Genomic DNA, 19396 nt, shown 5'->3' on the forward strand with positions numbered 1-19396 from the left:
TGGGGTAATGGCGCAGGTGCTCGAGTTCAAGCTGCCCGACCTCGGGGAGGGGCTCACCGAGGCGGAGATCGTGCAGTGGCTGGTGGGAGTCGGTGACGTCGTCGCCGTCGACCAGCCCGTCGTCGAGGTGGAGACGGCCAAGGCGATGGTCGAGGTGCCGTGCCCGTACGGCGGTGTGGTCACGGCCCGCTTCGGCGACGAGGGCAGCGAACTGCCGGTCGGGGCGCCGCTGTTGATGGTGGCCGTGGGCGCGAAGTCCTCGTCGGAGGTGCCGCTGTCGGACGTTCCCGCACCGACTTCGACCGCGGCCGAGGAGCCCGCGAAGGCGCACCAGGAGGTGCGACGGGAGGCTCCCCAGGCGTCTCCTGAGAAGGCCGAGAACGCGCCGAGCGCGGACAAGGCGCAGAAGGCCGAGGGCTCGGGGAACGTGCTGGTGGGGTACGGAACCACCACCGCGCCGACCCGGCGCAGGCGCGTGCGGCCCGCGCCGCTGGACAGCGTGCCCGCCGCACCGGAGAGCGCACCGCGCGCCCAGGGGCCCGTCCCCGTGATCTCCCCGCTCGTCCGCAAGCTCGCCCGCGACCGCGGCGTGGACCTCAGAGAGCTGACCGGGTCCGGGCCCGACGGGCTCATCCTCAGGGGAGACGTGGAGAACGCGGCCAACGCCGCGAGCACAGCAGGCACGGTCAACGCGACGAACGCCGCCACCGAGGCGCCCGCCGCCCCTGAGCGCACCCCTGCACCCGCCCCCGCTCCGGCCCCCGCCCGGCAGGAGCACCGCACCCCCCTGCGCGGCATCCGCGGCGCCGTGGCCGACAAGCTGTCCCGCAGCCGGCGCGAGATACCCGACGCGACCTGCTGGGTGGACGCCGACGCCACCGAACTCATGCACGCGCGCGTGGCGATGAATTCGGCGACCGGCCCCTCCGCGGGCCCCAAGATCTCCGTGCTCGCGCTCCTCGCCCGCATCTGCACCGCGGCCCTGGCCCGCTACCCGGAGCTGAACGCCACGGTGGACACCGAGCGGCGCGAGATAGTCCGGCTCGACGAGGTGCACCTCGGGTTCGCCGCGCAGACCGACCGCGGCCTGGTCGTGCCCGTCGTACGGGACGCCCACGTGCGCGGGGCCGAGTCGCTGAGCGCCGAGTTCGCCCGGCTCACCGAGGCGGCCCGGTCCGGGAAGCTGTCGCCCTCGCAACTCACCGGCGGCACCTTCACGCTGAACAACTACGGGGTGTTCGGCGTCGACGGCTCCACGCCGATCATCAACCACCCCGAGGCGGCCATGCTCGGCGTCGGCCGAATAGCCGCCAAGCCCTGGGTGCACGAAGGGGAGTTGGCGGTCCGCCAGGTCGTCCAGCTCTCGCTCACCTTCGACCACCGGGTGTGCGACGGCGGCACGGCGGGCGGCTTCCTGCGGTACGTCGCGGACTGCGTGGAACAACCGGCCGTGTTGCTGCGCACCCTGTGACCGGCCGGACCGGCCGGACCGGCCGGACCGGCCGGACCGTCGGCAAGGATCGCGCGCCCGCCTGGTGGCAATGATCGCCTGCCCGCCTAGTGGCAATGATCGCCCGTGAGCCCATACTCGGGGGATGAACGCGTACGACGCCATCGTCCTCGCCGGGGGCGGCGCGCGCCGGCTCGGCGGCGCGGACAAGCCGGGTGTGCGGGTCGGCGGTCGCGCCCTGCTCGACCGGGTCCTGCACGCGTGCGCCGGGGCCCGCGCCACCGTGGTGGTCGCCGAGCCGCGCCGCACCGCGCGCCCCGTCGTCTGGGCCCGCGAGGAGCCACCGGGCGGGGGGCCGCTCGCCGCGCTGGAGGCGGGGGTTCGGGCACTCGAGGCCGCACCGGGCCCGGTGGCGGAGAGCGTCGTCGTGCTCTCCGCCGATCTGCCGTTCCTGGGCGACCACACCGTACGGGGACTCCTCGAAGCCCTTGAGGGCGATACGGGCGACGGCGCGCTGCTGGCCGACGCCGATGGCCGTGACCAGCCGCTCGTCGCCGCCTACCGGTACGCGGCACTGCGACGCGTCCTCGGCGAACTCAAGGCGGAACACGGTGACCTCACGGGCCTTCCGTTGCGTCTGTTCACCCGTAACCTCAGGCTGACCCGCATCACCGACCCCGTCGCGTCGTTCGACTGCGACACCTGGGACGACATCGCCGCCGCCCGGTCACGTATCAGGGAGCATGGACGAGTGCTTGACGAATGGATCACCGCAGCCAAGAACGAACTGGGCATCGAGTTGGACGTCGACACGGGCGTCCTGCTCGACCTCGCCCGTGACGCCGCGCACGGCGTCGCGCGCCCCGCGGCGCCGCTGACGACGTTCCTCGTGGGATACGCGGCGGCGCAGGCGGGAGGCGGCCCCGAAGCCGTGGCAGCGGCCGCGGCGAAGGCGGCCGAGCTCGCCAATCGCTGGGCGCAGGAGGCCGAGGCCAAGCCGGACGACGCGGGATGAGCGCCCCCCACGGGCGGTCGCCGCAGGCCGCCCCGGTGGGCGTCGACCCGATGGACGTCGACGTGGACGAGGCACTCGCCCTCGCCAACGACAACCGCCCCCACGGCGGCCGGCACCACGGAGAGCGGCACCAGGACGACCGGCGCCGCGCCGAACAGCCCACGGGCGAGCGGACCACCGAGCGGACCAGTCCGGAGAGCTCCGCCGCGCCCGGGACCCCGGCCCCCGCCCCGTCGCACCGCCACGCCGCGACCTCCTGGGCCACGGCCCGCCGCACCGCCGCACGGGCCGAACGCGGCACCCGTGCGGCGATCAGCGTCCCGCTCGACCGGGCCCTCGGCCTGGTCCTCGCCGCCCCGCTGACCGCCCTCACGGACCTGCCCTCCTTCGACACCTCGGCGATGGACGGCTGGGTCGTCGCGGGCCCGGGCCCCTGGGCCGTGGGCGGCGAAGGGCTGCTCGCCGGGCACGAGCCGCCCGCCCCGCTGACCGACGGTGAGGCCGCGGCGATCGCGACCGGCGCCCGCGTGCCGCCGGACGCCACGGCCGTCATCCGCAGCGAGCACGGCCAGATCGACGCGGGCGGCCAGTTGCACGCGCTGCACGCCGTCGCCCACGGTCAGGACATCCGCCCGCGCGGCCAGGAGTGCCGCAGCGGCGATCTGTTGCTGCCCTCGGGCGCCCTCGTCACCCCGGCCGTCCTCGGTCTCGCGGCCGCCGCGGGCTACGACACCCTGACCGTCGTCCCGCGGCCGACGGTCGAAGTCCTGATCCTCGGCGACGAGTTGCTCACCGCCGGTCTCCCCCGCGAGGGCCTCATCCGGGACGCGCTCGGCCCGATGCTCCCGCACTGGCTGCGCGCGCTCGGCGTCGAGGTGACCGCCGTACGCAGGCTCGGCGACGACGCGAAGGCGCTGCTCAAGGCGGTACGAGAGGCCGGCACCGACCTGGTCGTGACCACCGGCGGCACCGCGTCGGGGCCCGTCGACCACGTGCACCCCACCCTGCGCGCCCTCGACGCCGAACTCCTCGTCGACGGGGTCGCCGTCCGCCCCGGCCACCCGATGCTGCTCGCCCGGCTCAAGGAGGGGCAGCACCTCGTCGGCCTCCCCGGCAACCCGCTGGCCGCCGTCTCGGGCCTGCTCACGCTCGCCGAGCCGCTGCTCCGGGTGCTCTCGGGCCGGGCACAGGACCTGACGCACAGCTCCGCGCAGCGCCAAGCCCACGACGGGCAACGGAAGTTGGACGGGGGCCGGAACGCGGACGCGTACACCGCCCCCCTGCACACGCCCGTCCCCGGCCACCCCCATGACACGCGCCTCATCCCCATCGTGCTGCGGCAGGACGACGGCAGTGGGCACGAGTGGGCGGTGCCGCTGCACTACAACGGTCCGGCCATGCTGCGCGGCATCGCAGCCGCCGATGGGCTCGCCGTCATCCCGCCCGGCGGTGCCACGGAGGGCCAGGAGGTGGAGATCCTCGACCTTCCGTGGTCGTGGAACCCTGGCCTGCCCGGTCTCAACCCGGCGGGAAACGAAGGGTGTTTCACGTGAAACTGGCCGGCGATGACGCCATCGCACGCCAAGAGGAAGAGCGGACCGCGACCTACCGGGTGAAACTTCCCCGGCAGGTCGTCGAGCGTCCGCTTCTCCAAGTGGCCCGGCGCGTGCTGATAGCGCTCACCGTGCTCGTCGTCACCGCACTGATCGTGTGGATCGACAGAGACGGCTACAACGACAATTCAGATGGCCATGTCGACCTGCTCGACTCGTTCTACTACGCGACCGTCACGCTCTCCACCACGGGATACGGCGACATCACGCCGGTCAGTGACGCCGCGCGGCTCACCAATATCTTCGTCATCACGCCGCTGCGTGTGCTCTTCCTGATCATCCTGGTCGGCACCACGCTCGAAGTCCTCACCGAACGGACGCGGGAGGAATGGCGCCTGAAACGCTGGAGGTCCACCTTGCGTGACCACACTGTCGTCGTCGGCTTCGGAACCAAGGGTCGCAGTGCCGTGGAGACCGTCTGCGCGAGTGGCCTGAAGCCCGAACAGGTCGTCGTGGTCGACCCCAGCCCCAAGGTCGTCGAGAGCGCCAACGCCCATGGATACGCGGGCGTGACGGGCGATGCCACCCGCAGTTCGGTCCTGTTGCAGGCCGAGGTGCAGCGGGCGCGGAAGATCATCATCGCGACGCAGCGCGACGACACGGCGGTCCTGGTGACGCTCACCGCGCGGCAGTTGAACCGCGGGGCGAAGATCGTCGCCGCGGTCCGCGAGGAGGAGAACGCGCCGCTGCTGCGCCAGTCCGGCGCCGACGCCGTCATCACCAGCGCCAGTGCGGCGGGGCGGCTGCTCGGTCTGTCGGTGCTCAGCCCGCACGCGGGCATGGTCATGGAGGACCTCATCCAGAAGGGCTCCGGCCTCGACCTGGTCGAACGCCCGGTCACCAAGGCCGAGGTCGGCCTCCAGCCGAAGGAGACGGAGGACCTGGTCGTCAGCGTCATCCGCGGGCATCGGGTACTCGGTTACGACGACTCGGCCGTCGGCTCGCTCAAGCTGACGGACCGCCTCATCACGATCACCCGCGTCACGCCCAAAACCCAGCTGGCACCGGACATGAAGCCCACCCCGCGCAGCTGATCGTCTCCCCGCGGTCGGCCCTCTCCACTCGGCTGATCCACGGGAGTAGCCTCGCGGCCATGCATGCGATCACGATCCCGGAACCCGGCGGACCCGAGGCGCTCGTCTGGACGGAGGTCCCCGACCCCGTACCCGGCGAGGGCGAGGTCCTGGTCGAGGTGGTCTCCAGCGCCGTCAACCGCGCCGATCTGCTCCAGCGGCAGGGCTTCTACAACCCGCCGCCCGACACCTCCCCCTACCCCGGTCTGGAGTGCGCCGGCCGGATCGTCGAGCTCGGCACCGGCGTCTCCGGCTGGTCGGTCGGCGACGAGGTGTGCGCGCTGCTCGTGGGCGGTGGCTACGCCGAGAAGGTCGTCGTCCCCGCGGGACAGCTCCTCCCGGTGCCAGGGGCCCTCGACCTGGCCACGGCCGCCGCGCTGCCCGAGGTGACCTGCACCGTCTGGTCCAACGTCTTCATGATCGCCAACCTGCGGCCCGGCGAGACCTTCCTCGTGCACGGCGGCTCCAGCGGCATCGGCACCATGGCGATCCAGCTCGCGAAGGCGGTCGGCGCCAAGGTCGCGGTCACGGCCGGTACCAAGGAGAAGCTCGACTTCTGCGGTGAGCTCGGCGCGGACATCCTGATCAACTACCGCGAGCAGGACTTCGTGGAAGAGATCAAGAACGCCACGGACGGGGCGGGCGCCGACGTCATCCTCGACAACATGGGCGCCAAGTACCTGAACCGGAACGTCGACGCCCTCGCCACCAGCGGCCGGCTCGCCATCATCGGCATGCAGGGCGGGGTGAAGGGCGAGCTGAACATCGCCACGCTGCTCGGCAAGCGCGGCGCCATCACCGCGACCACGTTGCGGGCCCGCCCGCTGACCGAGAAGGCGGCGGTCGTCGCGGCCGTGCGCGAGCACGTGTGGCCGCTGGTCGAGGGCGGCCATGTGCGGCCGATCGTGGACCGGACGCTGCCGATGAGCGACGCCGCGCAGGGCCATCGGGTCCTGGAGGAGTCGGGTCACATCGGCAAGGTTCTGCTCACCAACCAGTAGCCGGCAGGCGTCACCGGCGCAGCCGCAGCGCCAGGAACCCGAGGCCGAGCCCCGTGAGCAGCAGCCCTGCCCCCAGCGGCAGCACGTTCACCAGGGGCCCGGACCCGGGCTCGCCGACGGCCTGCCCTTCGGGGGCGGTGGACCGCTCGGGGCGCGGCTCCCGCGACACGGCGGGTGGCGGGGGCTCGGTCGGGGCCGGGGGCAGCACGGCCCCGGTGGTGTCCGGCGTGGGCAGCTCGCGCCCCGGCGGGGTCCGGCCCACTCCCGCACGGCTCCCCGCGAGGGACCCGTGCGGCGAGGGCTCGGCGACGTACGCATGGGGCCCGGCGGCGCCCGAGCGGGCCTCGGTGACGTACGAAGAGGACCCGCCCGCGTACGAAGAGGATCCGGCGGCGTACGACAGGGACACGGGCGCCGCCAGGAACAGCAGCGCGGAGAAGAGAAGCCCGGCCACCCAGCGAAGCCGCCGCATCCCCAGCCCCCTTCCGCTCCCGGTTCGTCCAGATGCTTGTGCCAAGCCTCACATAGCCGGATAAAACAGGCACGCCGGATTTCGGCCCTCCAGGCATGGTGGATCAGCTCCGAACGGGGGCACCACGGAGATGTGACAGCGACGTACGAGAGAATGGCGGCATGGAGATGCCGAGGAACGAACAGTCGCCGGAGAACCCGCAGGTCCTGGTCGTGGGCCAGGACGGCATGGCGCTTGGCGGCGGTGGCGGCGACGAGTCCCGCGAGATCCCGGTGACCGACATGGTGGAACAGCCCGCCAAGGTGATGCGCATCGGCAGCATGATCAAGCAGCTGCTCGAAGAAGTGCGCGCGGCTCCCCTCGATGAAGCGAGCCGGCAGCGCCTCAAGGAGATCCACGCCAGTTCGGTCAAGGAGCTCGAGGACGGCCTCGCCCCCGAACTTGTCGAGGAACTGGAGCGGCTCTCCCTGCCCTTCACGGAGGAGGCGACCCCGAGCGACGCCGAGCTGCGCATCGCGCAGGCCCAGCTGGTGGGCTGGCTCGAGGGGCTCTTCCACGGGATCCAGACGACGTTGTTCGCCCAGCAGATGGCGGCGCGTGCCCAGCTCGAGCAGATGCGCAGGGCCCTGCCGCCCGGCGTCGGCGGCGGCGAGGAAGAGGGCGAGGACCCGCGCGCGGGCGGCCGCTCGGGCGGCCCGTACCTCTAGGACCTGATCCCCACAGGACCTGATCCGAACGGCAGACCCTGGGTCAACGGCCAGGTCAACAAGTACATAGGTGCACATACGTAGGGGCCCGCCTTCAAGGCGGGCCCCTACGTATGTGTGAAGCGGGCCCCTACGTATGCGTGAACTTGGCCACCGGACGACAGGCGCCGATCGCCCCAAGTGATCACGAATTCGTCATCGGCCGCCTACAAATATCCTGCTCACGATTTGCAAGGCCTGCACGGCAACGGGTTGGATGTCCCGTCCATCTCGGAACAGCGACATGGCCGATGCCTGTAGCGTGGCCCGACGGAGTCGGTATTTCGCAACCGCGCGTACTCCGATATATGGATCCGGCAGCACGGACAGAAACGACGGCGAGGACTGATGGCACAGCAGCAGCGCGCTCAGGGCCCGTCCGACCCCGAGGCGACTGGCGGCGGTATGTCAGATGCGCCGGAGATGTGGGGTAACGGCGGGCTCGTCGGGGACGGTCGGTATCGACTGACCGGCAGACTCGGCCGGGGTGGCATGGCGGAGGTCTTCGCGGCCGAGGACGTACGCCTCGGGCGCACGGTCGCCGTCAAGCTGCTCCGCTCCGATCTCGCCGAGGACCCGGTCTCCAAGGCCCGCTTCACCCGCGAGGCACAGTCGGTCGCGGGGCTCAACCACCACGCGGTCGTGGCGGTCTACGACTCCGGCGAGGACGTCGTCGCCGGCAGCACCGTCCCGTACATCGTCATGGAGCTGGTCGAGGGCCGCACCATCCGTGACCTCCTGCTCAGCGCGGAGGCGCCGGGTGCGGAGCAGGCCCTGATCATCGTCTCGGGTGTCCTGGAAGCGCTCGCCTACTCGCACCAGCACGGCATCGTGCACCGCGACATCAAGCCCGCGAACGTGATCATCACCAACACCGGCGCGGTGAAGGTGATGGACTTCGGCATCGCGCGCGCCCTGCACGGCGCGCAGTCGACCATGACGCAGACCGGCATGGTCATGGGCACCCCGCAGTACCTCTCGCCCGAGCAGGCCCTCGGCAAGGCCGTCGACCACCGCTCCGACCTGTACGCCGTCGGCTGCCTGCTCTACGAACTTCTCGCGCTGCGCCCGCCGTTCACCGGTGAGACCCCGCTGTCCGTGGTCTACCAGCATGTCCAGGACACCCCCGTGCTGCCGTCCGAGGTCCTGGACGAGGTGCCGCCGGAGCTGAACGGCCTCGTCATGCGCTCGCTCGCCAAGGACCCGGACGACCGGTTCCAGACGGCCGAGGAGATGCGCGGGCTCGTCCAGTACAGCCTGCAGATGCTGTACGAGCAGGGTGGCCACACCGGCACCTGGAACACCGGACCCGTCGACGTCCACGAGGGCGGCTCGACGCCCGCGATGGGTGTCGCCGCCACCACGGCGATGCAGCACCCCGGTGACTCCGGCACGGCCCAGCAGCCGATGCTGCGCCCGCCGGGCGGAGACGACGGCGGCTTCGACGGGAACGGGAACGGGGGCAAGGGCGGCGGCCGCGGCAAGCTGTGGATCGTCGCCGTGCTCGCGGTCATCGCGATCGCGGTGGGCGTCGCCTGGGCGCTCAGCGGCGGCGACGGCAGCGACAAGGACCCCGGCAACAAGAAGTCGCCGAGCGCCACGAAGTCCGAGAAGAGCTCGGAGCCCAGCGAGACGGCCTCGGACGACGAGTCGCAGGGTGCGACCGAGGAGCCGGGTACGAGCACGGGCGGCGACACCGGCTACACGCCGACGCAGCAGCCCACGACGACGAACCCGTCGCCGACGCAGTCCGATGAGCCGACGGGCGACCCGACCAGCGCGGACCCGACGCCGACGCCGACGCCGACCAAGCCGACCCAGACTTCTTCGCCGCCGCCGGACGACAACAGTGGCGGTACGGGTGGTGACGACGGCGGCATCATCGGTGGTGAGACCGGTGGTGACGCGGGTGGTGACACCGGCGGCGACGGGACCGAATAGCCCGTCCGGCCAAACCCCCGGGGCTCCGCCCCGGACCCCGCTGCTCAATCGCCTCAGGCGCTTGAACCGCCCCGCAGCTCGTGCACCGTCACGAACTGCGGGGCGACGTGCAGGTAGACCGGGTCGAAGTGCTCGTCGTCCGCGTAGTGCGGGGCGGGACCGAAGCGTTCGAGGTCGGCCGCGGTCGGCTCGACCTGCTCGCAGGTGCCGACGCACTGCACCGACCACTGGCCGCCGTCCCCGGGGCGCTCCTGGCCCAGGTTGTCCGCCCCGTAGGCGACGACGCTGCCGATGCACGCCTCGTGGTAGCCGAAGCCGCGGTGCATGCGCAGCAGAAGGCGTCCGCCGGTCACGATGTGGCGGGCGGAGGCGAGGAAGGGCAGGGCGCGCATGCTGGTCGCGACGCGGCCGTAGGGCACGCGGGCCAGCAGTTCGAAGGCGCGGTCCCGGTCCGGCCGCGGGTGCGCCTGCTGCGGGTCCTTCTGCGGGTCGGAGGGCATGTACCCACTCTGCGCCGCGGGCCCATCCGTAAACCAGAGGAGCCCGCCCCCAGGACGCGTGACCTAGGTCCTGTGCGGGCGGGCATCCCTGGAGGGGGGCGGGGGAGCCGTCAGTGCTTCTCGGCCTGCATACGGGCCACGTACGCGGCCGCCTGGGAGCGGCGCTCCATGCCGAGCTTCGACAGCAGGCTGGACACGTAGTTCTTGATCGTCTTCTCGGCGAGGTGCAGGCGCTCGCCGATGACCCGGTTCGTCAGGCCTTCCCCGATCAGGTCGAGGATCTTGCGCTCCTGGTCGGTGAGGCCGGAGAGCTTGTCGTCGCCCTTGCGGCCGCCGTCGCGCAGCCGCTCCAGGACGCGGGCCGTGGCGACCGGGTCGAGCAGCGACTTGCCACCGGCGACGTCCCGTACGGCGGTGAGCAGCTCGTTGCCGCGGATCGCCTTCAGTACGTATCCGGAGGCGCCGGCCATGATCGCGTCGAAGAGCGCCTCGTCGTCCGCGAACGACGTCAGCATCAGGCACTTGACCGACTCGTCCTGCGAGCGGATCTCCCGGCACACCTCCACCCCGCTGCCGTCCGGCAGGCGCACGTCGAGCACCGCCACGTCGGGCCGGGTCGCGGGGATGCGCACCAGGGCGTCGGCGGCCGTTCCGGCCTCTCCGACGACCTCGATGTCGTCCTCGACGGACAGCAGCTCATGGACGCCACGGCGGACCACTTCATGGTCGTCGAGCAGAAATACGTGGATTTTTCCGTCTTCGCGCACGGCCTCAGTCTCACATAAGAACCTTGGCCGCGCCCTAGATGATGGCGGGGTGACCGGGATAACGTGCCGGTGTTCCGGCCCCCTGCCAGGCTGAGATCCAGGACTCGTCGCACAGCTGTGACCTGCGACGCTTCGTCTTCCCTCGCGATACTAGGAAATCCAACCAACCACTTACTTGGAAATCCAAGCAAAATCGCAGGTCAGATGGGGTTTCGCAGATGTGTGACCCACTGGGTAACGTGCTGGGTGAAGGGTGTTTGCCGGAGCACTTGTCACGCCTGTTGCCGGCGCCTCGCACCCACCCCGTGCGTGGACGGATCAGGCGAGCCGAGCCGACTGGCCATCCGGCAATCCCGGGGCCGGACCGACGGAGGAGCACACGTGACCGTAGACAGTGCGGACAGCACTGCCGCAGCGCAGAAGGCACAGCCGGCGCGGGGGCGGACCGCTGCGAAGAAGTCTGCGAAGAAGTCCCCCGGCAAGACGCCCGCGAAGAGCACCGCTGCCAAGGCGCCCGCGAAGACGCCTGCCAAGGCCGGAGCGCCGCAGGGCGACCTGGTGCAGCTGCTGACCCCTGAGGGCAAGCGGGTCAAGAACGCCGAGTACGACCGCTACGTCGCCGACATCACCGACGACGAGCTGCGCGCCCTGTACCGCGACATGGTCCTCACCCGCCGCTTCGACGCCGAGGCCACCGCGCTTCAGCGCCAGGGCGAGCTGGGCCTGTGGGCGTCGCTGCTCGGCCAGGAGGCCGCCCAGATCGGTTCGGGCCGGGCCACCCGCGAGGACGACTACGTCTTCCCGACCTACCGCGAGCACGGCGTCGCCTGGTGCCGCGGGGTCGACCCGACGAACCTGCTCGGCATGTTCCGCGGCGTGAACCACGGCGGCTGGGACCCGAACAGCAACAACTTCCACCTGTACACGATCGTCATCGGCTCGCAGACCCTGCATGCCACCGGCTACGCCATGGGCGTCGCCAAGGACGGCGCGGACAGCGCGGTGATCGCGTACTTCGGTGACGGCGCGAGCAGCCAGGGCGACGTCCTGGAGGCCTTCAACTTCGGGGCCGTCTACAACGCCCCCGTGGTGTTCTTCTGCCAGAACAACCAGTGGGCGATCTCCGAGCCCACCGAGCGCCAGATGCGCGTGCCGCTGTACCAGCGCGCGCAGGGCTTCGGCTTCCCCGGCGTGCGCGTCGACGGCAACGACGTGCTGGCCTGCCTCGCCGTGACCCGCTGGGCCCTCGACCGGGCCCGCCAGGGCGAGGGCCCGGCGCTGATCGAGGCGTTCACGTACCGCATGGGCGCGCACACGACCTCCGACGACCCGTCGAAGTACCGGTCCGACGACGAGCGCGTGTCCTGGGAGGCGAAGGACCCGATCCTGCGCCTGCGCGCGTACCTGGAGTCCCAAACCGACACGGATGAGGGATTTTTCGCGGAACTCGACGCCGAGAGCGAGACGTTGGGCAAGCGAGTACGCGATGTCGTGCGGGCCATGCCGGACCCGGACCTCATGGCGATCTTCGAGAACGTGTACGCGGACGGGCACGCGCTCGTCGACGAGGAGCGCGCACAATTCGCCGCCTACCAGGCGTCGTTCGCGGACGGGGAGGCCTGACGGTCATGGCTGTACAGAAGCTTCCGATCGCCAAGGCGATCAACGAGTCGCTGCGCACCGCGCTCGACAACGACCCGAAGGTCCTCGTCATGGGCGAGGACGTCGGCAAGCTGGGCGGCGTCTTCCGCGTCACCGACGGCCTGCAGAAGGACTTCGGCGAGGACCGGGTCATCGACACCCCGCTCGCCGAGTCCGGCATCGTCGGCACCGCGATCGGCCTCGCGCTGCGCGGCTACCGGCCTGTTGTGGAGATCCAGTTCGACGGGTTCGTCTTCCCCGCGTACGACCAGATCGTCACGCAGCTCGCGAAGATGCACGCCCGCGCGCTCGGCAAGATCAAGACGCCGGTCGTCATCCGCATCCCGTACGGCGGCGGCATCGGCGCGGTCGAGCACCACAGTGAGTCGCCCGAGGTGCTGTTCGCGCATGTGCCGGGCCTGAAGGTCGTCTCGCCCTCGAACTCCAGCGACGCGTACTGGATGCTCCAGCAGGCGATCCAGAGCGACGACCCGGTGATCTTCTTCGAGCCCAAGCGGCGCTACTGGGACAAGGGCGAGGTCGACACCGAGGCCGTGCCCGGCGATCTGCACAAGGCCGCCGTCGCGCGCGAGGGCAGCGACCTGACGCTCGCCGCGTACGGGCCGATGGTGAAGGTCTGCCTGGAGGCGGCCGCGGCCGCCGAGGAGGAGGGCAAGTCCCTGGAGGTTCTCGACCTGCGCTCCATCTCGCCGATGGACTTCGACGCCGTGCAGAAGTCGGTGGAGAAGACGCGCCACCTCGTGATCGTGCACGAGGCGCCGGTCTTCCTCGGCTCCGGCGCGGAGCTGGCGGCCCGGATCACCGAGCGGTCCTTCTACCACCTGGAGGCGCCCGTGCTGCGGGTCGGCGGGTACCACGCGCCGTATCCGCCGGCGCGCCTGGAGGAGGAGTACCTGCCGGGTCTCGACCGGGTGCTCGATGCCGTCGACCGTTCCCTTGCGTACTGAGAGGAGGCCCCATCATGGCTCGTGAGTTCAAGATGCCCGACGTGGGCGAAGGCCTGACCGAGGCCGAGATCCTCAAGTGGTACGTCCAGCCGGGCGACTCCGTCGAGGACGGGCAGGTCGTGTGCGAGGTCGAGACCGCGAAGGCGGCCGTCGAGCTGCCGATCCCGTACGACGGGGTGGTGCGGGAGCTGCTCTTCCCGGAGGGGACGACGGTCGATGTCGGCCAGGTGATCATTTCGGTGGACGTGGCCGGGGAGGAGCCTGCGCCTGAGCCTGCGGCGGCTGAGCCGGAGGTTGAGGCCGCCGAGCCGCAGGGGCGGCAGCCCGTGCTGGTGGGTTACGGCGTTGCCGAGTCCTCCACGAAGCGTCGGGCTCGCAAGGGGGCCGAGGGCGACGCGGTGCCTGCCACCAATGGCACGGCCGCCCTGGAGCGGCCGCTGGCCAAGCCGCCCGTGCGGAAGCTTGCCAAGGATCTTGGGGTCGACCTCGCCACCGTGATTCCGTCCAGTGCCGACGGGATCATCACGCGGGAGGACGTGCACGCCGCCGTCGCACCCGCGCCGGAAGCACCGGTGTCCGCACCGGCACCGGTACCGGCCGCCGCACCCGCCTCGTACGACTCCGTCCGCGAGACCCGGATCCCGATCAAGGGGGTGCGGAAGGCGACCGCGCAGGCGATGGTGAACTCGAAGTTCACGGCGCCGCACGTCACGGAGTTCGTGACCATCGACGTCACGCGCACGATGAAGCTCGTCGAGGAGCTCAAGGCCGACAAGGACATGGCGGGGCTGCGGGTCAACCCGCTGCTGCTCATCTCCAAGGCGCTGCTCGTCGCGATCAAGCGCAACCCCGAGGTCAACTCCGCCTGGGACGAGGCCAACCAGGAGATCGTCCAGAAGCACTACGTGAATCTGGGCATCGCCGCCGCCACCCCGCGCGGTCTGATCGTGCCGAACATCAAGGACGCGCAGGCCAAGACCCTGCCCGAACTGGCGTCCGTGCTCGGCGAGTTGGTGTCCACCGCGCGTGAGGGCAAGACGTCCCCGGCCGCGATGCAGGGCGGGACCGTCACCATCACCAACGTGGGCGTCTTTGGCGTCGACACCGGTACGCCGATCCTGAACCCCGGTGAGTCGGCGATCCTCGCCGTCGGAGCGATCAAGCTTCAGCCGTGGGTCCACAAGGGCAAGGTCAAGCCGCGTCAGGTGACGACCCTCGCCCTGTCCTTCGACCACCGTCTGGTGGACGGGGAGCTGGGCTCCAAGGTGCTGGCCGACGTGGCGGCGATCCTGGAACGCCCGAAGCGGCTCATCACGTGGGCTTAGTAAGCCCCGCCGGCGATTGAGGCGCGGGGTCTGGGGCAGAGCCCCAGGCCCCGGCCCCGTCGCAGGGCAGGATGACGGCTACCTCTTGAAGCCGTAATCCATCAACTTCTTGGCATCGGATGTCCGCGCACTCACGGACGTGGACTTCAGCACCGTGCCGATCACGGTCTTCCCGCTCCGCGTCGCCGCGAAGACGAGGCAGTACCCCGCCTGCGGGCCGGAGCCCGTCTTGACGCCGATGGTGCCGGAGTACGTACCGAGCAGGTTGTTCGTGTTGGACCACGACATGTAGCGGTAGCCGCCGGACTTCGTCGTGACCTTCTGCTTCGTCGACTTCGTCTTCACGACCGAGCGGAACGTCGAGTTCTTCATCGCCGAGGACGCGATCTTCGTGATGTCGCGCGGCGTCGAGTAGTTGGCGCCCTGGCCGATGCCGTCGAACGAGTCGAAGTGGGTGTTCTTCAGGCCCATGTCGGTGGCGGACTTGTTCATCTTGCCGATGAAGGACTTCACGCGCGCCGCACGGGTCGAGCCCGAGCCGAACTTGTCCGCGAGCGCGTACGCCGCGTCGCAGCCCGACGGCAGCATCAGGCCGTACAGCAGCTGGCGGACGGTGACCTTGTCGCCGACGATCAGGCGGGCCGACGACGCGGTGTTCTTGACGATGTAGTCGCTGTACGCCTTCTGGATCGTGACCTTGGAGTCCAGGTTCAGATTGCTCTGGGCCAGCACCACCTTGGCGGTCATGATCTTCGTGGTGGAGCCGGTGGACCTACGGGTGTCCGCGGCCTTCGTGTACAGGCTCGAACCCGTCCCGTTGTTCATCACGTAGCCACCGGCCGCGGCGACCGAGGGCTTGGCCGGAGCCGTGGCGGCCTGCGCGGTGGTGGTCAGCGCGCCGCTGGTGATCACGGATCCCGCGACGAGAACAGCAATGCCCGCAATGCGAGTTTTCAAGTCGAGTGCTCCAAATGTGCCTGGAATCGGGCCCCTTGGGGTGGGGCCGCGTTGTGTGAGACACGCGAGGAGCCCCGGTGGTTGCGTGGGGCGGGTGGTCCGCATCATGGACGCCCGTCGGCTTGCGTACGTGTTGTATCTATGATGTGCGCATGTCCGCAGCAGCTGTCACAGAGAAACGACCACCCGCCGCAGAGCGCGTCTACGACCATGTGAAGCGAGGCGTCCTGGAGCGCCGCTACGAGGGTGGGACGCTGCTCACCGAGGGCGAGCTCGCCGAGGCCGTGGGGGTCTCTCGCACGCCCGTGCGCGAGGCGCTGCTCAAGCTGGAGGTCGAGGGGCTGCTCAAGCTCTACCCCAAGAAGGGCGCCCTGGTCCTGCCGGTCTCCGCGCAGGAGATCGCGGACGTCGTGGAGACCAGGCTGCTCGTCGAGGAGCACGCGGTGCGCAAGGCGATGCCGGCGCAGCCGCAGCTCATCGCGCGCCTGGAGGAGCTCCTGGAGGAGCAGCGGACGCAGGCCGCCGCCGGACAGTTCACGGAGGCCGCCACCACCGACCGCTGCTTCCACGCGGAGATCGTCCGCAGCGGGGGCAACGAGATCCTCTCCCGCCTCTACGACCAGCTGCGCGACCGGCAGCTGAGGATGGGCGTCGCCGTGATGCGCTCGCACCCCGACCGCATCGCGAAGACGCTCTCCGAGCACAGCGAGATCCTCGACGCCCTGCGGGCCGCGGACGAGGAGGCCGCCGTCGCCGTCGTGCGCCGGCACGTGAGCTGGGTGCAGGGGCTGGCGCGGGGTGACGAGCGATGAGCTCAGCCACCTCTCCCTCGGTCTCGCTGCCCGGGGATCCGCCCGGCGGGCGGCGGGCCGTCGCCGTCTGGTCGATCGGCGTCGCCGTCTACTTCGTCGCCGTCATCTTCCGTACGTCGCTGGGTGTCGCGGGCCTCGACGCCGTCGAACGTTTCCACATCAACGCCTCGGCCCTGTCCACCTTCTCCATCCTCCAGCTGCTCGTGTACGCGGGCATGCAGATACCCGTCGGCCTGATGGTCGACCGGCTCGGCACGAAGAAGGTCCTGACCCTCGGCGTGATCCTGTTCACCGTCGGACAGCTCGGCTTCGCGTTCTCCTCCTCGTACTCGATGGCGCTCGTGTCGCGCGCGCTGCTCGGCTGCGGTGACGCCATGACCTTCATCAGCGTGCTGCGGCTCGGCACGCGGTGGTTCCCGGCGCGGCGCGGGCCGCTGGTCGCGCAGCTGGCCGGGCTCGTCGGCATGGCGGGCAATCTGGTCTCCACGTTGGTGATCGCGCGGCTGCTGCACGGCATCGGGTGGACCGCCGCGTTCGCGGGCAGCGCGCTCGCGGGTGTCGTGGTGCTCGTACTGATGCTGCTGTTCCTCAAGGACCACCCCGAGGGGTACGAGCCCGCTCCGCCGGCCGGTACGCACAAGGGCGCGGCGTATCTGCGCGGGCAGATCGCGGCGACGTGGCGGGAGCCGGGGACGCGGCTCGGGCTGTGGGTGCACTTCTCGACGCAGTTCCCGGCGATGGTGTTCCTGTTGCTGTGGGGACTGCCGTTCCTGGTGGAGGCGCAGGGGCTCTCGCGGGGGACGGCCGGGGAGCTGCTGACCCTGGTCGTGCTCTCCAACATGGTGATCGGGCTGGTGTACGGGCAGATCGTGGCGCGGCACCATGCGGCGCGGTTGCCGCTCGCGCTGGGGACCGTGGGGGTGACCGCGGTGATGTGGGCGATGCCCATGGTGTGGCCGGGGCGGGCGCCGATGGCGTTGCTCGTGGTGATGTGTGTGGTCCTTGGCGCGTGCGGGCCGGCGTCGATGATCGGGTTCGACTTCGCGCGGCCTGCGAATCCGCCGGAGCGGCAGGGGACGGCGTCCGGGATCGTCAACATGGGCGGGTTCATCGCCTCGATGACGACGTTGCTGGCGGTGGGGGTGCTGCTGGATGCGACCGGGGACAACTACCGGGTGGCGTTCGCCGCGGTGTTCGTGCTCGAGGTGCTCGGTGTGAGCCAGATCCTCCGGTTGCGGGGGCGGGCGGCCCGCGCGGAGCGCGAACGCCTGGTCGCCTCCCGGGTGGCGTCGGTCCACGTGCCGGTGTGACGGGGCGGGGCCCTGACGTGGGTGCGGCCTGCGCCGCGGCCCTGGCTGCGCCGGGGTGGGCGCCCTCGTGATGTGCGACCTGCGCCGTGGTTCTCGCTGCGCCAGGGTGGGCGCCCTCGTGACGTGCGGCCCGCACCGTCGATCTGGCTGTGCCGGGGTCGGCGCCTGACGTTCCTGTTGCGCGGCACCGGGCGCCGCCTTGCCCACCCTGCCGCCCCAGGCGGCAGATTGCCCAAGTCGGTGGCGGTCGATCGTCCCGGGCGGGGAGCCGTGGGCGGGCAGATTGCCCAAGTTGGTGCCGGTCGACCGTCCGGGGTGGGGAGCCGTGGGCGGCGGCAGGTTGCCCAAGTCGGGTGACGTCGGCCGTTTCGGGTGGGGAGTCGTGGTTGGCGGTGGATTGCCCAAGGCGGTGCGGGCCGGCCGTCCGGGGTGGGGAGCCGTGAGCGGCGGGTGATTGCTCAAGGGCGGGTGATGTCGGCCGTCTGGGGTGGGGAGCCGTGGGTGGTGGCGTCGGATCGCCCGAGACGGCTGGCGGTGCCCCGTCGGGCCGACGCCCCCGGAGGGGGCGGGTGGGTGGGAGATGGGCGGGAGCCGGGCGATTGCCTGCGGGTGGGACACTCGAGCCGTGCGGCGGGTGGGCATTTCAAGCCCCTGCGGCGATTGAGCAGCGGGGTCCGGGGCGGAGCCCCGATCTTTGAGCCCCGTTCGGGCACGAGAACCCGCGGGGCCCGGGGCGGAGCACCGATTTCGTTCAAGCCTCGCCGGCGATTGAGGCGCGGGGTGCGGGGCGGAGCCCCGGTCTTTTGGCCCCGTTCGGGCGCGAGAACCCATTTCCAGCCCCGCCGGCGTTTGAGGCGCAGGGTCCGGGGCGGAGCCCCGTGGCGTAGGGGCACGGGGCCGGCCCGTGACGTCAGGGCGTGACCCTCAAGGCCGACAAGATCGCGGACGCGAGATCCGCGTCGCCGTCCGTCTTCACCCGATCCGCCACCGCGTCCACCGCGACCCGGCCACACGACAGCCGTACGTACGTCTCCCAGTCCAGGGCGATCGTCACCGCCGGCCCGAGCGACGGAGAACCGTCGATCGTGCCCCTGCCCTCGGCGTCGACGCGCACCGTGCGCAGGAACTCCACGGGCCCATGCACATCGAACACGACGGCCGAGTCCGCCGGCGCCCCCGCGTCCTTCGTGACGATCTTCGGGAGGATCGAAAGCAGCAGGTCACGCGTGACGTACGCGCCCGGGGAGTCGAGGTTGCCGGGCTTGCCGAGAGCCCAGCGCAGATCCTGCTCGTGCGCCCAGATGTCGAACGCCCGCCTGCGCATGGCGAATTCGAGGGTCTCCTCGATGCCGCGCGGCCCGCGCACGATGGTCGAGGGTTCGCGGGACTCGTTCCGCAGGTGCCGGTTGCGGCGGATGATCGTGTACTCGAGCTCGGAGACCATTTCGGGTGCCGTGTGGTGCCGGCGGATGTCGACCTGGATCTCCTGGTACCGCTGCGACTCGGTCTGCACGTGGTAGAGGTCGCGGGGCAGCGTGTGGATGGGCCGCGGGTCGCCGAGCATCTCGCAGTCGGTGCCGATCACGTGCGAGACGATGTCGCGCACCGACCAGCCCGGGCAGGGCGTGGCCCGGTTCCATTCCCCTTCGGCGAGCGGTGTGACCAGCTCGGATATCGCTTCCACGGAGTGGGTCCAGGCGTCGGCGTAGGTCTGAAGACTGGGGTGGAGACTCACGGAAGGGGACCCCTCGAGCGGTGGTACACGGGCGTTTAGACAGTCGTCGGGCACGGGCGTGGGTGTCTTG

17 protein-coding genes are annotated in these 19396 nt (G+C 70.9%); 12 read left to right on the forward strand and 5 right to left on the reverse strand.

Annotation, left to right across the window (positions count from 1 at the left end):
- The first annotated feature begins 7 nt into the window (after window positions 1-7).
- The 5 genes from ACOKM3_RS22085 to ACOKM3_RS22105 all read left to right on the forward strand — a co-directional run bounded on the left by ACOKM3_RS22085 (window position 8) and on the right by ACOKM3_RS22105 (window position 6152).
- Window positions 8-1471, forward strand: coding sequence for a dihydrolipoamide acetyltransferase family protein (locus tag ACOKM3_RS22085; RefSeq protein WP_426902773.1), 1464 nt, complete (start codon window positions 8-10; stop codon window positions 1469-1471).
- A 124-nt stretch (window positions 1472-1595) separates the two neighbouring features.
- Window positions 1596-2465 (forward strand): NTP transferase domain-containing protein, encoded by an 870-nt coding sequence (locus ACOKM3_RS22090; RefSeq protein WP_426902774.1) that lies wholly within the window; start codon window positions 1596-1598, stop codon window positions 2463-2465.
- Window positions 2462-4018 (forward strand): molybdopterin molybdotransferase MoeA, encoded by a 1557-nt coding sequence (locus ACOKM3_RS22095; protein ID WP_426902775.1) that lies wholly within the window; start codon window positions 2462-2464, stop codon window positions 4016-4018. The genes ACOKM3_RS22090 and ACOKM3_RS22095 overlap by 4 nt, the downstream gene beginning before the upstream one ends.
- The gene (locus ACOKM3_RS22100) at window positions 4015-5112 is read left to right on the forward strand and encodes a potassium channel family protein (RefSeq protein ID WP_426902776.1); all 1098 of its coding nucleotides are present in this window, start codon (window positions 4015-4017) and stop codon (window positions 5110-5112) included. The genes ACOKM3_RS22095 and ACOKM3_RS22100 overlap by 4 nt, the downstream gene beginning before the upstream one ends.
- 59 nt (window positions 5113-5171) lie before the next feature.
- Window positions 5172-6152 (forward strand): NAD(P)H-quinone oxidoreductase, encoded by a 981-nt coding sequence (locus ACOKM3_RS22105; protein ID WP_426902777.1) that lies wholly within the window; start codon window positions 5172-5174, stop codon window positions 6150-6152.
- Between the two features lie 10 nt (window positions 6153-6162).
- On the opposite strand, the gene ACOKM3_RS22110 is transcribed toward ACOKM3_RS22105, so the two are convergent.
- Complete coding sequence (locus tag ACOKM3_RS22110) at window positions 6163-6624, reverse strand: hypothetical protein (RefSeq protein WP_426902778.1); 462 nt, start codon at window positions 6622-6624, stop codon at window positions 6163-6165.
- A 161-nt stretch (window positions 6625-6785) separates the two neighbouring features.
- Here ACOKM3_RS22110 and ACOKM3_RS22115 point away from each other — a divergent pair, with 161 nt between their 5' ends.
- Both ACOKM3_RS22115 and ACOKM3_RS22120 read left to right on the forward strand, forming a co-directional pair.
- Complete coding sequence (locus ACOKM3_RS22115; protein ID WP_426902779.1) at window positions 6786-7331, forward strand: bacterial proteasome activator family protein; 546 nt, start codon at window positions 6786-6788, stop codon at window positions 7329-7331.
- A 387-nt stretch (window positions 7332-7718) separates the two neighbouring features.
- Window positions 7719-9311: a protein kinase domain-containing protein gene (locus ACOKM3_RS22120; RefSeq protein WP_426902780.1), complete on the forward strand. Its 1593-nt coding sequence runs from the start codon at window positions 7719-7721 to the stop codon at window positions 9309-9311.
- 53 nt (window positions 9312-9364) lie between these two features.
- Here the strand turns inward: ACOKM3_RS22120 and ACOKM3_RS22125 are convergent, their stop codons facing one another.
- A complete protein-coding gene (locus ACOKM3_RS22125) occupies window positions 9365-9811 on the reverse strand; it encodes a pyridoxamine 5'-phosphate oxidase family protein (protein ID WP_426902781.1) in 447 nt (148 codons plus the stop codon).
- Window positions 9812-9921: 110 nt separating this feature from the next.
- Window positions 9922-10578 carry a response regulator transcription factor gene (locus ACOKM3_RS22130; RefSeq protein WP_327662569.1) on the reverse strand — a complete coding sequence of 219 codons (657 nt, stop codon included), beginning with the start codon at window positions 10576-10578 and terminating at the stop codon, window positions 9922-9924.
- Between the two features lie 381 nt (window positions 10579-10959).
- Here ACOKM3_RS22130 and pdhA point away from each other — a divergent pair, with 381 nt between their 5' ends.
- From pdhA to ACOKM3_RS22145, 3 genes are read left to right on the forward strand one after another with little or no spacing between them, the layout of a single operon-like run.
- Window positions 10960-12201, forward strand: a complete 1242-nt coding sequence (pdhA, locus tag ACOKM3_RS22135; protein ID WP_426902782.1) for a pyruvate dehydrogenase (acetyl-transferring) E1 component subunit alpha — start codon at window positions 10960-10962, stop codon at window positions 12199-12201.
- Between the two features lie 5 nt (window positions 12202-12206).
- Window positions 12207-13187 carry an alpha-ketoacid dehydrogenase subunit beta gene (locus ACOKM3_RS22140; protein ID WP_426902783.1) on the forward strand — a complete coding sequence of 327 codons (981 nt, stop codon included), beginning with the start codon at window positions 12207-12209 and terminating at the stop codon, window positions 13185-13187.
- A 14-nt stretch (window positions 13188-13201) separates the two neighbouring features.
- Window positions 13202-14512 (forward strand): dihydrolipoamide acetyltransferase family protein, encoded by a 1311-nt coding sequence (locus ACOKM3_RS22145; RefSeq protein ID WP_426902784.1) that lies wholly within the window; start codon window positions 13202-13204, stop codon window positions 14510-14512.
- Window positions 14513-14590: 78 nt separating this feature from the next.
- Here the strand turns inward: ACOKM3_RS22145 and ACOKM3_RS22150 are convergent, their stop codons facing one another.
- The gene (locus ACOKM3_RS22150; RefSeq protein WP_426902785.1) at window positions 14591-15469 is read right to left on the reverse strand and encodes a D-alanyl-D-alanine carboxypeptidase family protein; all 879 of its coding nucleotides are present in this window, start codon (window positions 15467-15469) and stop codon (window positions 14591-14593) included.
- A 152-nt stretch (window positions 15470-15621) separates the two neighbouring features.
- On the opposite strand from ACOKM3_RS22150, the gene ACOKM3_RS22155 reads away from it, so the two are divergent.
- Both ACOKM3_RS22155 and ACOKM3_RS22160 read left to right on the forward strand, forming a co-directional pair.
- Window positions 15622-16281 carry a GntR family transcriptional regulator gene (locus tag ACOKM3_RS22155; protein WP_426902786.1) on the forward strand — a complete coding sequence of 220 codons (660 nt, stop codon included), beginning with the start codon at window positions 15622-15624 and terminating at the stop codon, window positions 16279-16281.
- The gene (locus ACOKM3_RS22160) at window positions 16278-17591 is read left to right on the forward strand and encodes an MFS transporter (RefSeq protein ID WP_426902787.1); all 1314 of its coding nucleotides are present in this window, start codon (window positions 16278-16280) and stop codon (window positions 17589-17591) included. The genes ACOKM3_RS22155 and ACOKM3_RS22160 overlap by 4 nt, the downstream gene beginning before the upstream one ends.
- 910 nt (window positions 17592-18501) lie before the next feature.
- Here ACOKM3_RS22160 and ACOKM3_RS22165 read toward each other — a convergent pair.
- Window positions 18502-19326, reverse strand: coding sequence for a maleylpyruvate isomerase family mycothiol-dependent enzyme (locus tag ACOKM3_RS22165; RefSeq protein WP_426902788.1), 825 nt, complete (start codon window positions 19324-19326; stop codon window positions 18502-18504).
- Between the last annotated feature and the right edge of the window lie 70 nt (window positions 19327-19396).

The sequence above is a fragment of the Streptomyces nidicola genome (assembly GCF_050106155.1).
Classification (GTDB): domain Bacteria; phylum Actinomycetota; class Actinomycetes; order Streptomycetales; family Streptomycetaceae; genus Streptomyces.